Genomic DNA, 13,059 nt, shown 5'->3' on the forward strand with positions numbered 1-13,059 from the left:
TCCGTTTCGACTGCGCCGGAAGTGGGGCGAATTATAGACGTCCAGAATCTGCCGTCAACCTCTAATTACGCTTTTCTATCAATAACTTGCGGAACGCCGGAAAACTGCGCATTCCCCTCTATATAGGAGAGCAAAACCAGCCCTGCTATATAGAAGGAATGCTCAGAGCACTCCAGACGCCTTGAACCCAGCAACGACTCCGGCATCCAGACCCAACACCCGCTGCAGAACCTCCAGCGTGTGTTCACCCAACAAAGGAGGCGCACTACGGTACTCCACCGGAGTCTCGGACAGACGTATCGGGCTCGCAACCTGCGGCACCATCCCGGCCAAAGCATGAGGCAGCTCAATGGCCAACCCCCGCGCCTGAACCTGAGGATCGGCAAACATCTGAGCCAGATCATTGATCGGTCCGCATGGCACGCCTGCCTGCTCCAGCTGCGCCACCCACTCAGCAGTAGTCTTGAACACGGTCGCCTGGCGAATCAGCGGAATCAATACTGCTCGGTTAGCCACCCGCAATTTGTTGGTCGCAAAACGTGGATCATCCGCCCACTGCGGCTGACCAGCCACCTGCGCAAACTTGCGGAACTGCCCATCGTTACCCACGGTGAGGATGAAGTCGCCATCGGCCGTAGGAAAGTCCTGATAAGGCACGATATTCGGGTGAGCATTGCCCAGGCGCTTAGGCGCAACGCCTGTAGTCAGGTAGTTCATCGCCTGATTGGCCAGACAAGCCACCTGAACATCCAGCAATGCCATGTCTATATGCTGACCGCCACCACCCTGATCCCGATGAGCCAAGGCCGCCAGGATCGCTACCGTTGAATAGAGCCCGGTCAAAATGTCTGTCAGCGCCACACCGACTTTCACCGGTCCTGCACCCTCATCTCCTTCGGGACGGCCAGTCAAACTCATTAGACCGCCCAACCCCTGGATCATGAAGTCATAGCCCGCACGCTTGGCATACGGACCTGTCTGACCGAATCCAGTGATCGAGCAATAGATCAGCTTCGGATTAATCGCCTTGAGCGACTCATAGTCCAGTCCATAAGCCGCCAGACCACCGACCTTGAAATTTTCAATGAGGATGTCCGACTTCGCCGCCAGTTCACGCACGAGCTGCTGCCCCTCTGGCCGCGTGAAGTCGATGGTCACTGATTGCTTGTTGCGGTTGGCGGACAAGTAATAGGCCGCCTCGCTGGTGTTCTCGCCATAAGCATCTTTAAGAAACGGAGGTCCCCAGGCGCGCGTGTCATCGCCATTGCCCGGGCGCTCGACCTTGATAACTTCGGCGCCAAGGTCCGCCAGGATCTGCCCGGCCCAGGGCCCGGCAAGCACCCGCGATAAATCCAGTACCCGTAGATGCGAAAGCGCGCCCATGACCGTTCTCCTATTAATAGAACGCCTGGATGCCGGTCTGCGCGCGACCGAGGATCAGTGCGTGGACGTCATGCGTACCTTCATAGGTATTCACCACTTCCAGGTTGACCAGATGCCGAGCGACACCGAACTCATCGGAGATGCCGTTGCCACCCAGCATGTCGCGCGCCATGCGAGCGATATCCAGGGATTTACCACAGGAGTTGCGCTTCATCATCGAAGTTATCTCGACGGCAGCAGTGCCTTCATCCTTCATACGACCCAGACGCAGGCAGCCTTGCAGCGCCATGGTGATTTCGGTCTGCATGTCAGCCAGCTTCTTCTGGATCAACTGTGTGGCCGCCAATGGACGACCAAACTGCTTACGATCCAGGGTGTACTGGCGAGCGGTGTGCCAGCAGAACTCGGCAGCGCCCAGTGCGCCCCAGGAAATGCCGTAACGCGCCGAGTTAAGGCAGGTAAAAGGACCTTTCAAACCACGGACATCCGGGAAGATGTTCTCTTCAGGGACAAACACGTTGTCCATGACGATCTCGCCGGTGATGGATGCACGCAGGCCGACCTTGCCGTGAATCGCCGGAGCACTCAGGCCTTTCCAGCCCTTCTCCAGAACAAAGCCACGAATGTCGCCCGCGTCGTCCTTGCCCCAAACCACGAACACATCGGCAATCGGGCTGTTGGTGATCCACATTTTGCTGCCGGTGAGGCTGTAGCCGCCTTCCACTTTGCGTGCACGAGTAATCATCGCGCCCGGGTCGGAACCGTGGTCAGGCTCGGTCAGACCGAAGCAACCGATCCATTCACCCGAGGCCAGCTTCGGCAGGTATTTCTGCTTCTGTGCTTCGGTACCGAATTCGTTGATCGGCACCATGACCAGTGAGGACTGCACGCTCATCATCGAGCGATAGCCGGAGTCGACACGCTCGACCTCGCGAGCAATCAGACCGTAGCTGACGTAATTCAGGCCGCTGCCACCGTATTGTTCAGGGATAGTGGCACCCAACAGACCCACTTCACCCATCTCGCGGAAGATCGCCGGGTCGGTCTTCTCATGACGGAAAGCTTCGAGAACACGCGGCGCGAGCTTCTGCTGAGCGAACTGCTGAGCGGTGTCGCGAATCATGCGTTCTTCTTCAGTGAGCTGTTGATCCAGCAGCAGGGGATCGATCCAGTTGAAGCTAGCTTTACCGCCCATGAGTGAGTCCTCTCGAATCGGGTCAAATAACGTGGAGTGATCCTAGGCCGGGTTTGGTTTCACGACAAACGAGGATTTTGCATACTGTTGTGCTAATTTCTCACTCCGTAACGTCGCAAAAATAGCCTATATGCGATGTATTAGTGAGGTTGACGTACATGCGCAGGAAGATCCCCAGCACAACCGCCCTGATCAGTTTTGAAGCTGCAGCGCGCCACGAGAGCTTTACCAAGGCCGCCCAGGAACTTTCCCTCACGCAGGGAGCGATTTGCCGACAGATCGCCAGCCTTGAGGAGTTCCTCAGCGTCGAACTGTTCCGACGCTCGCGGCGCGGAGTGAAGCTGACGGAGGCCGGGCTTTCCTACAGCCGCCGAGTGGCCACCCAACTCGACGCGGTTGAACGCGATACTTTGTCAGTGATGGGCCAGCAAGGCGCCAACATGATCGAACTGGCGGTGGTGCCAACCTTCGGCACTCAATGGCTGCTGCCTCGACTCAAGGATTTTCAGCACAAACACCCGGAAGTGACGGTCAACCTCACCAATCGCACGCGCCCCTTCCTGTTTGCCGACACCGACTTCGACGCCGCGATCTATTTCGGCGACGCCGACTGGCCGGGTACCGAATCCCACAGGCTAATGGGCGAAAATCCGATGCCGGTGTGCAGCCCCACGTTACTGGGAAAAAAAACCAATCTGACCCCCAGTGAAATCGCCGAACTGCCCCTGCTGCAGCAGACCACCCGCCCTTATGCCTGGCGCCAGTGGTTCAACTCTCAAAACCTGAATGTCCCGCGAGACATGACAGGGCCGCGTTACGAGCTATTCTCCATGCTTGCTCAAGCTGCGATGCACGATATGGGGATCGCGCTGATTCCACCGTTCCTGATTCAGCGCGAATTAGCAGAGAAGCGTCTGGTGATTGCCAACGCCCAGGCACTATCGAGCATTAAGGCCTACTACCTGATGATTCCCGAGCGAAAGGTCGAATCAGCCTCTTTAAAGGCATTTCGCGATTGGCTGGTGAATCAGGCACAAAGCTACAGCCTAGAAGGATAAAGGCTCACACTTATTAGCTGACCCCGTAGTCAGGAAAACAAAAGCACTACAGATATAAGTATTTGTCGCATATTGGCAGACTGTACTGAGGAGTAGCACAAACGTCCTACAAAGGCCTGAATACGTGGCCTTGAGCCTCCATTGGAAGGCAATGACACCTCATTCACCGTGCCGATGTGTAAATTCTTGAATTTTGGACAGAATCCTCACAAGCCACGGCCTGCAAGGGATTGCACCGATCAGTGCGACATTCGGTCACGGGGTGACTTGTAGTTAATTTTCCGTCACCCGTCATAATCCCTTGAAGGGCACAAAGTTCGCCTGCAAAATGCCGCGCCCCGCCCTGATTTAGCGGGATCGTGCTGATCGGCCGCCCCAGCCGCACCATCCGAAGTGCCTGGGTTTACTCAATAAGATCACGCAGGAGATTTGACGTGCACATTGGTGTTCCTCTCGAAACCCAGACGGGTGAAACACGGGTTGCTGCAACCCCGGAAACCATCAAAAAGCTGATCGGCCAGGGTCATAAAGTCACTGTGCAAAGCGGCGCCGGTGTTAACGCCAGCGTTGTCGACAGTGCTTATGAAGCGGCAGGCGCGACCATTGGCAGTGCCAATGATGCATTTGGCGCAGAGCTGATTCTCAAGGTGGTCGCCCCCAGCGACAGCGAACTGACGCTGATAAAAAGCGGCACCGTTGTGGTGGGCATGCTCAATCCGTTCAGCAATGAAACCATTGCCAAGCTGGCTGAGTGCGGCATTACCGCTTTCGCACTGGAGGCCGCGCCGCGCACCTCCCGCGCTCAGAGCCTGGATGTGTTGTCCTCCCAGGCGAACATCGCCGGCTATAAAGCCGTGTTGCTGGCTGCTCACTACTATCCACGCTTCATGCCGATGCTGATGACCGCTGCGGGCACCGTGAAAGCGGCGCGCGTGCTGATTCTTGGCGCTGGCGTAGCCGGTTTGCAGGCGATTGCCACGGCGAAACGTCTGGGTGCAGTCATCGAAGCGTCCGACGTGCGTCCTGCCGTGAAGGAACAGATCGAATCCCTGGGTGCGAAATTCGTCGATGTGCCGTACGAAACCGATGAAGAGCGCGAATGCGCCGTCGGTGTCGGCGGTTACGCACGCCCCATGCCGGCCAGCTGGATGCAGCGCCAGGCCTTGGCCGTGCACGAACGCGCCAAGCAGGCTGACATCGTCATTACTACTGCACTGATCCCGGGCCGCAAGGCGCCGACGCTATTGAGCGCGGAAACCGTGGCGCAGATGAAGCCAGGCTCCGTGGTCATCGACCTCGCGGCCGCTCAGGGCGGCAACTGCCCGCTGACCGTGGCTGATCAGGTGGTCGTCGAGAATGGCGTGACCATTTGCGGCCCGACCAATCTGGCCGGCGCAGTCGCGGCCGATGCTTCGGCGCTGTACGCGCGCAACCTGCTGGACTTCCTGAAGCTGGTCTTCAACAAAGAAGGCCAGTTTGAAGTGAACCTCGAAGACGACATCGTCGCCGCGTGCCTGATGTGCCGCGACGGCCAAGTCATCCGCAAAAACGCCTAAGCAGGGATTCAGACGATGGAAGAGCTTATCTCCCCCGGTATCTACAACCTGATCATCTTCGTGCTGGCGATTTATGTCGGTTATCACGTGGTCTGGAACGTTACACCTGCACTTCACACGCCGTTGATGGCGGTGACCAACGCCATCTCGGCGATCGTGATCGTCGGCGCCATGCTGGCGGCAGCTTTGACCGTGACCCCACTGGGCAAGACCATGGGCACCCTCGCCGTGGCTCTGGCGGCAGTGAACGTGTTCGGTGGTTTCCTGGTAACGCGCAGAATGCTTGAGATGTTCAAGAAAAAAGCCCCGAAAGCCGTAAAAGAAGAGGCGCCCCAGTAATGAGCATGAATCTGGTAACGACGCTCTACCTGATCGCGTCGATCTGCTTCATCCAGGCCCTCAAAGGCCTGTCGCACCCAACCACGTCGCGGCGCGGCAATGTCTACGGCATGCTCGGCATGGCGTTGGCGATCCTCACTACTGTCGGCCTCATCTATAAGCTGGGCGCTGAGCTTGCTACTGCCGGCATCGGTTACGTCATCGTAGGTCTGTTGGTCGGCGGCACTGCCGGCTCGATCATGGCCAAGCGCGTTGAAATGACCAAGATGCCGGAACTGGTTGCCTTCATGCACAGCATGATCGGTATGGCCGCAGTGTTCATCGCCATCGCGGCGGTGGTCGAGCCGCAATCGCTGGGCATCGTCAAGGAACTGGGAGATTCGATTCCTGCCGGTAACCGCCTGGAGCTGTTTCTCGGCGCTGCCATCGGTGCAATCACCTTCTCCGGTTCGGTGATCGCGTTTGGCAAGCTGTCGGGCAAGTACAAGTTCCGCCTGTTCCAGGGCGCACCAGTACAGTTCAGCGGTCAGCACAAGCTGAACCTGCTGCTGGGTCTGGCGACGCTGGCACTGGGCGTCACCTTCATGCTGACCGGCAATCTAAGCGCGTTTGCTCTGATGCTGGCCCTGGCCTTCGTGATGGGCGTGCTGATCATCATCCCGATCGGCGGCGCAGACATGCCCGTCGTGGTGTCAATGCTCAACAGCTACTCCGGCTGGGCAGCAGCGGGTATCGGCTTTTCGCTGAACAACTCGATGCTGATTATTGCCGGCTCGCTGGTGGGCTCAAGCGGTGCGATCCTCTCGTACATTATGTGCAAGGCGATGAACCGCTCGTTCTTCAACGTGCTGCTCGGCGGTTTCGGCAACACAGCAGATGCCGCTGGCCCGGCAGGCTCGAAAGAAGCCCGCCCGGTGAAATCCGGTTCGGCTGACGACGCTACCTTCCTGCTGACCAACGCCGACACCGTGATCATCGTTCCGGGCTATGGCCTGGCGGTCGCACGGGCGCAGCACGCGCTGAAAGAGCTGACCGAGAAACTGACTCACCGCGGCGTGACCGTGAAGTACGCGATCCACCCGGTTGCCGGTCGGATGCCTGGCCACATGAACGTATTACTGGCCGAGGCCGAAGTGCCTTACGACCAGGTGTTCGAGATGGAAGACATCAACTCCGAGTTCGGTCAGGCCGACGTGGTGCTGGTGCTCGGCGCCAACGACGTGGTTAACCCGGCGGCCAAGAACGATCCGAAATCGCCGATTGCCGGCATGCCGATTCTCGAAGCGTTCAAAGCCAAGACCATCATCGTCAACAAGCGCTCGATGGCCAGCGGCTACGCTGGTCTGGACAACGAGCTGTTCTACCTGGACAAGACCATGATGGTTTTCGGCGACGCCAAGAAAGTCATCGAAGACATGGTCAAAGCCGTCGAGTAATCCCCTTTGGCAACCTGAAACGCCCCGACTCGTCGGGGCGTTTTTGTTTGTGGCTGTTACCGATCCTGTAACGGTGTTTTGTCTGAAAGACCCAGAATAGACGCCTCGAATGCGACCTTGGTAGCGGGACGCAGGCTCATCAAATTCACTAGACTGCACACCTTGCTTCCGCTGCCCCGAGAAAATAATTATGTACCGTGACCGTATTCGCTTGCCTTCGTTGTTGGACAAGGTGATGAGCGCCGCCGACGCTGCCGCTCTGATTCAGGACGGCATGACCGTCGGCATGAGCGGCTTTACTCGAGCCGGCGAAGCCAAGGCTGTGCCTCATGCCCTGGCCGAGCGCGCCAAGGTCACGCCACTGAAAATCACCCTGATGACCGGTGCCAGCCTGGGCAACGACCTCGACAAACAACTGACTGAAGCCGGCGTACTGTCGCGACGCATGCCGTTCCAGGTGGACAGCACCCTGCGCAAGGCGATCAATGCCGGCGAAGTCATGTTCATCGACCAGCACCTGTCGGAAACCGTAGAGCTACTGCGTAACCAACAACTCAAGCTGCCGGACATCGCGGTGATCGAAGCCGTGGCAATCACCGAGCAGGGCCATATCGTGCCGACCACCTCGGTAGGCAACTCGGCCAGCTTCGCGATTTTCGCCAAGCACGTGATCGTCGAGATCAACCTGGCTCACAACCCCAATCTCGAAGGCCTGCACGACATCTATATCCCGACCTACCGGCCGACCCGCACCCCGATTCCGTTGGTGAAGGTCGACGACCGCATCGGCAGCACCGCCATCCCGATACCGCCGGAAAAAATTGTCTCGATCGTGATTACGAACCAGTCCGACTCGCCGTCCACTGTCCTGCCGCCGGACAGCGACACTCAGGCCATTGCTGATCACCTGATCGATTTCTTCAAACAAGAAGTGGCTGCCGGTCGCATGACCAACAAGCTCGGCCCGCTGCAAGCCGGTATCGGCACTATCGCCAATTCGGTGATGTGCGGCTTGATCGACTCGCCGTTCGAAGACCTGACCATGTACTCCGAAGTGCTGCAGGATTCGACTTTCGATCTGATCGACGCCGGCAAGCTGAGCTTTGCGTCGGGCAGCTCGATCACTCTGTCGAGCCGGCGCAATGCCGATGTGTTCGGGAATCTGGAGCACTATAAGGACAAGCTGGTCCTGCGCCCTCAGGAAATCTCGAACCATCCCGAAGTGGTGCGACGCCTGGGCATCATTGGCATCAACACTGCCCTGGAGTTCGACCTGTACGGCAACGTCAATTCCACCCACGTCTGCGGCACTCGGATGATGAATGGGATCGGCGGCTCCGGCGATTTCGCGCGCAATGCGCACTTGGCGATCTTTGTCACCAAGTCGATTGCCAAGGGCGGCGCGATTTCCAGCGTGGTCCCCATGGTCAGCCATGTCGACCACACAGAACATGACGTGGACATTCTCGTGACCGAAGTAGGTTTGGCCGATCTGCGTGGCCTGGCACCGCGTGAGCGCGCCAGGGTCATCATCGACAACTGCGTTCACCCGGACTATCGACCAGCCTTGAATGACTACTTCACTGCCGCTTGCGCAGTCGGCGGGCATACCCCTCACATCCTGCGTGATGCCCTGAGTTGGCACATAAACCTGGAAGAAACCGGGCGCATGCTGGCGGTGTAATTGATACAGATTGCAGCTGACGCAAACACAGTTTCGTCAGCTCGCGGTGATAACACTCCACACCGTCAAAAACTGTACTGCTGTACCGGTCTTTTCCTACGGTATTTTCCGACCTTTTGTGTTGAATGGAGCAAAAATGCACCGTATCAGTGCAGACAGGTACAGTTGCCTCAATTTCGACCAGTACACTGCCTTTTAACAGTTAACTGGCCTCTCACAATACAGGTGAACTGTATCTACAGAGACTGGCCAAACGAGAGGATCATTGGCATCAGTTAAACCACTACCTAATCCCGCCATAAGCGGAAGGATGTCAACCATGGAACGTACACTCAGTTCCGAACTGTTCTTCGAAGATACTGCTGCAAAAACCCAGGCTTCCATGCCTCTGCGCGTTATCGCCAACCTGATGCTGTGGCAGCGCCGCATCTCCAGCCGCCATCAACTGGCTCGTCTGGATTCGCGTCTGCTGGCTGACGCAGGGATTAGCGAAGCACAACGCTACGAAGAGCTGAGCAAGCCGTTCTGGCGCTAAGTTAGCGTCGCTGGCTCTGATCCTCTGGATCCACCGCCAGCAACCCGAATTGAACAAACAAAACCCGTCGTGGGAAACCACGACGGGTTTTGTCGTTTTGGAGCGTTCACATTGGGCCGTACAGAAGACATAGCCCTAAATAGGTACAGTTTATATATTTAACAGATTGAACCAGTACAATTTCATCGGAGTGTGTCTGTGCCCGCAGGCGTAGGGGGGTCACCATTGAATCCCGACAAGTTGGCAAAAGGACCGCGCCCATGAATAACTTACTAAATGCTTCCATCGTCACACCGCAAGCAAAGCCCCGCTTGGCCTGGCCTCGAGGAATATTGAGAGCGTTCATCGAAAGCCTCGAAAGGGCTCGAACCCGACGGTTGCTGGGCCAACTCAATGATCAACAGCTCTCGGATCTGGGCATCAGCCATGCCGAGCGCCTCAACGAAGTGGACAAACCGTTCTGGCGCTAATTTCCTCCCTTGGCAGACAGGGGCTGTTCTAACCGATATGCACAGGCCTAATATCCAGATAGAACGTGGCGATCGCTTTACGACAGGCGTCTGATCCTGAGCCACTTCTAAATCGGTCTATACAAAGGAGCTACCCCATGTCCCGTCTTCGTCTGCTCAGCGCTGCTGCCCTGCTTGCCGTTGCTGCCAATTCCCACGCCACCAGCTTTATCGTGACCACCGATTCCATTGTTGGTGGACTGAAGGCATCCTCTGACGCAACGTCGGATGTCTCGTCGTCCTTTCGCGACGACAAAATCGTCCGTGCTGCTCGTGACGATGCCGCCAGCTTCGTCGCCAGTGAAGGCGCCATTCGTGGTGTGAAACTGGAAAGTGCGCTCGACCACATCCGCCAACAGACTCCACAACTGAATGCGACCGACGCACAGCTGGCCCAGGCCATCCTGACGATCTAAGCGACAGCTCTGAAGCGGGGTACGCCCTAATGCTGATCAGTTAAACGCAACCCGTGTGGGAGCGGGCTTGCTCGCGAAGGCGTCGCACATCCAACATTGATGTCGCCTGACAGACCGCTTTCGCGAGCAATCCCGCTCCTACAGGTGTCCCAATGTTTCGGCGCTGGCTCTAGCCCGGGCATTGCGCTAGCCTTGGGACTCGCTTTTAGCTATCGAGTCTCATGCGTTTTCTTTCAAGTATTTCGATCACTGCGGTTTTTCTTGCGGCTTGCTGGTCGGGTTCGGCCCATGCCTTCGATGCTTTCAACCTCTCTACGCAAGGCACCGTGGCCAGTGGTTATGCCTCCAGCATGGTGACCTCCGCCCCCTTCGACCATAAACTGCTGATCGCCGCCCAGGATGATGCTGCCGCGTTCATTGCCAGTGACGGTCAACTGCGAGGATCGCAACTGGAGTCCGCCTTGATTTACCTGCGCCGGATCCAGCCAAAACTTCATGCCAGCGACCTTGAACTGGCAGAGGCAATTCTCGTCCAATAGTTATCCCTTGTTCCTCCGGAGTCGTTCCATGCGTAGCCCGCTGATTGCTGCCACCCTTGGCCTGCTGTTGTTGGCCAATGTGGCCCAGGCGCAAACCCTGGTAGCCACCAGTAACATCATCATTCGTGCTTCCGAACGCACGCTTGATTTCACTTCCGACACCACCACGTCCATCCGCGATTCGAAGATCGTCCGTGAAGCCCACGACGATGCCGCCAGTTTCGTCGCCAGCGAGGGTGAAATCCGTGGTGCGCACCTGGAAGCGGCCTTCGACACCTTGCGCACTCGCGTGCCGGAAGCCCGCGACGCCAGTGATCAGGTTCTCGCCGAAGCCATTCTCGCACTGTGAAGTCACTCGGCGCCTGGCTGCTGGCCGGGGTTGTGTTGCTGCTTGGCAACACAGCTCAGGCCAGCCTGCAACTACGACTCAAGACCGACGGTCTGAGCCCCGCGCAACAGCAGGCCAGTCAGGCGCTGCTTGATGAAGCCATGCAGGCGTTACCGCCGCGCTTCATCGAGCAACTGGACCGGCGCATTGATGTCGGCTGGACCGACGACATGCCGAGCGATGCCTACGGCCAGGCGTCACTGGTGTCCGAGCTGGACCTTAATCGCAATCTGCTCGCCAGCCTCACCAACGGCAGCGCCGCGACCCAAAAAACGTATCGTCCCCACGGTAGCGTGCGCCGGGAAATGCTCGCCACGGTGTTGCACGAACTCACCCACATTTATGACCGTGCGCGCCTGTGGCCAGCCGCCGAGCGCACACTGATCCAGCGTTGCACACAACGTAACAGCAGCTCCGGGCTGATCGGCATCCCCGATCAATGCCGTGGGCAGACGGAGAGACGCTGGACCCTCAGCGATGACCCTCGTCTGCTGGATTTGGCCGGCTGGCCGCAATACGTCGGTCGGCGCGGCGAGCGCGAACAGCACAACCGGCAGATTGCCCGCAGCCCGGACATCTACGAGACGAGCAGCCCGAAGGAGTTCGTCGCGGTCAACATGGAGTACTTCCTCCTTGACCCAAGTTACGCCTGCCGTCGCCCTGCGCTGTATCGCTACTACAAAGAACATTTCGGCTGGGCTCCTGCCGCAAAAGATACGTGCGCCCAATCATTTGCCTTTCTCAATGCGGGTAACGACTTCGCCAAGCAGCCTCTGGGTCAGGTCGATCCTGAGCGGGTCTACGCGGTTGACTATCTACTGGCAGAAGCCAACCAGAACTGGGTCAGCCGCTGGGGTCACAGCATGCTGCGACTGGTGATCTGCGCACCGGGTCGGCCTCGCGGGCCGGATTGTCGACTGGATCTGGATCAGCATCTGGTGCTGTCCTACCGCGCCTTCGTCGGTGACTTACAGCTGTCGAGCTGGGATGGGCTGGTGGGTAAATACCCATCGCGCCTGTTTGTCTTGCCGCTGGCCCAGGTGATCGACGAATACACCAAGACCGAACTGCGCAGCCTGGCATCGGTGCCGCTGAACCTGTCGCACAGCGAGGTCGAAGACGTGGTGGAACACGCCGCGGAGATGCACTGGAGTTACGACGGTAACTATTTTTTCCTGTCCAACAACTGCGCAGTAGAAGGCCTGAAATTACTGCGCAGCAGCACCAACAATGCGCAACTGGTCGGCCTCGATAGCATCATGCCCAACGGTTTGCTGGAAGTGCTCAAGGGCCGCGGATTGGCAGACACCAGCGTGTTGGATGATTCTCGCGAAGCACTGCGCCTGGGCTATCGCTTCGACTCCTTTCGCGAGCGTTATCAAGCGATGTTCGAAGTGCTGAAAAAGCATTTACCGATCAAGCAGGACAAGGTCGAGGACTGGCTGTCCTTGAAAGCTGAAGAGCGCCGCAAATGGATTGATCAGGCTGATTTGCGCACCAGTGCGGCGTTACTGCTGCTGGAGCAGGCCAGTTTCCGTCAGCAGATGGTGCTGGCCCAGGACGAAGTGAAGCAACGTTATCTGGGTGCTCGGGAATTGAAGAATGGCGGCATGGATAAGGCCAATGCGACCTTGCAGGAGATTCTCGCCAACAGCGGCTTCCTCAGCCGTCCGGCCGAACTGCTCGGCACCGGTGGTTATGGTTTGCCGCAAGCGAACGAGTGGACGCGTCTGGAGTCGGAAAGCAACCTGCGCCAGAAGCAGCTGCAAGCGCTGACCGGGGATCTCGACAAGGAAGTGAGAGCGTTGCTCGAGCCGAGTCGTGCCGCCGAAATGGCCGCCAACGAAGCCAACCTGAAGCAGGTTGGCGAACATTTGCGGAAGTTGCACAAGGCTGCGGGTGGGTTGGAGTTGCCCTGAAAGCAAAAGATCGCAGCCTTCGGCAGCTCCTACATCTATGGTTACCCCCTTTTCTGCAATACTGTTCTTGATGCGTGTTTGGCTTGCTTTCATCTATCCGGC

13 protein-coding genes are annotated in these 13,059 nt (G+C 57.8%); 11 read left to right on the plus strand and 2 right to left on the minus strand.

Annotated elements, in window-relative coordinates; translation table 11 throughout:
- Positions 1-162 precede the first annotated feature (162 nt).
- Together AC1RQB_RS27605 and AC1RQB_RS27610 are read right to left on the minus strand one after the other, a co-directional pair.
- Positions 163-1,383, minus strand: coding sequence for a CaiB/BaiF CoA transferase family protein (locus AC1RQB_RS27605; RefSeq protein ID WP_050681404.1), 1,221 nt, complete (start codon positions 1,381-1,383; stop codon positions 163-165).
- 13 nt (positions 1,384-1,396) lie between these two features.
- Positions 1,397-2,578, minus strand: coding sequence for an acyl-CoA dehydrogenase (locus AC1RQB_RS27610; protein ID WP_007897013.1), 1,182 nt, complete (start codon positions 2,576-2,578; stop codon positions 1,397-1,399).
- A gap of 158 nt (positions 2,579-2,736) precedes the next feature.
- On the opposite strand from AC1RQB_RS27610, the gene AC1RQB_RS27615 reads away from it, so the two are divergent.
- From AC1RQB_RS27615 to AC1RQB_RS27665, 11 genes are all read left to right on the plus strand, one after another.
- On the plus strand, positions 2,737-3,636 hold the full coding sequence (locus tag AC1RQB_RS27615) for a LysR family transcriptional regulator (RefSeq protein WP_063341973.1): 900 nt from the start codon (positions 2,737-2,739) through the stop codon (positions 3,634-3,636).
- Between the two features lie 434 nt (positions 3,637-4,070).
- A complete protein-coding gene (locus AC1RQB_RS27620) occupies positions 4,071-5,192 on the plus strand; it encodes a Re/Si-specific NAD(P)(+) transhydrogenase subunit alpha (protein ID WP_008067726.1) in 1,122 nt (373 codons plus the stop codon).
- A gap of 15 nt (positions 5,193-5,207) precedes the next feature.
- Positions 5,208-5,531 (plus strand): NAD(P) transhydrogenase subunit alpha part 2, encoded by a 324-nt coding sequence (locus AC1RQB_RS27625; RefSeq protein ID WP_007902743.1) that lies wholly within the window; start codon positions 5,208-5,210, stop codon positions 5,529-5,531.
- On the plus strand, positions 5,531-6,967 hold the full coding sequence (locus AC1RQB_RS27630; protein ID WP_063341974.1) for an NAD(P)(+) transhydrogenase (Re/Si-specific) subunit beta: 1,437 nt from the start codon (positions 5,531-5,533) through the stop codon (positions 6,965-6,967). Before AC1RQB_RS27625 ends, AC1RQB_RS27630 begins: the two co-directional genes overlap by 1 nt.
- A gap of 190 nt (positions 6,968-7,157) precedes the next feature.
- Positions 7,158-8,651, plus strand: a complete 1,494-nt coding sequence (scpC, locus tag AC1RQB_RS27635) for a succinyl-CoA:acetate CoA-transferase ScpC (RefSeq protein WP_063341975.1) — start codon at positions 7,158-7,160, stop codon at positions 8,649-8,651.
- A 319-nt stretch (positions 8,652-8,970) separates the two neighbouring features.
- Positions 8,971-9,186 carry a DUF1127 domain-containing protein gene (locus AC1RQB_RS27640; RefSeq protein ID WP_007902752.1) on the plus strand — a complete coding sequence of 72 codons (216 nt, stop codon included), beginning with the start codon at positions 8,971-8,973 and terminating at the stop codon, positions 9,184-9,186.
- A 260-nt stretch (positions 9,187-9,446) separates the two neighbouring features.
- The gene (locus AC1RQB_RS27645; protein ID WP_008067729.1) at positions 9,447-9,656 is read left to right on the plus strand and encodes a DUF1127 domain-containing protein; all 210 of its coding nucleotides are present in this window, start codon (positions 9,447-9,449) and stop codon (positions 9,654-9,656) included.
- A 137-nt stretch (positions 9,657-9,793) separates the two neighbouring features.
- Entirely contained in the window at positions 9,794-10,111 is a 318-nt protein-coding gene (locus AC1RQB_RS27650; protein ID WP_007902756.1) for a DUF2388 domain-containing protein, read from the plus strand.
- Between the two features lie 221 nt (positions 10,112-10,332).
- Positions 10,333-10,650, plus strand: a complete 318-nt coding sequence (locus tag AC1RQB_RS27655; protein WP_063341976.1) for a DUF2388 domain-containing protein — start codon at positions 10,333-10,335, stop codon at positions 10,648-10,650.
- Positions 10,651-10,678: 28 nt separating this feature from the next.
- Complete coding sequence (locus tag AC1RQB_RS27660) at positions 10,679-10,999, plus strand: DUF2388 domain-containing protein (protein WP_007902760.1); 321 nt, start codon at positions 10,679-10,681, stop codon at positions 10,997-10,999.
- Positions 10,996-12,957 (plus strand): DUF7844 domain-containing protein, encoded by a 1,962-nt coding sequence (locus tag AC1RQB_RS27665; protein WP_063341977.1) that lies wholly within the window; start codon positions 10,996-10,998, stop codon positions 12,955-12,957. Before AC1RQB_RS27660 ends, AC1RQB_RS27665 begins: the two co-directional genes overlap by 4 nt.
- Positions 12,958-13,059: the final 102 nt, after the last annotated feature.

This window comes from Pseudomonas sp. GW822-FHT02E03 (genome assembly GCF_058802325.1).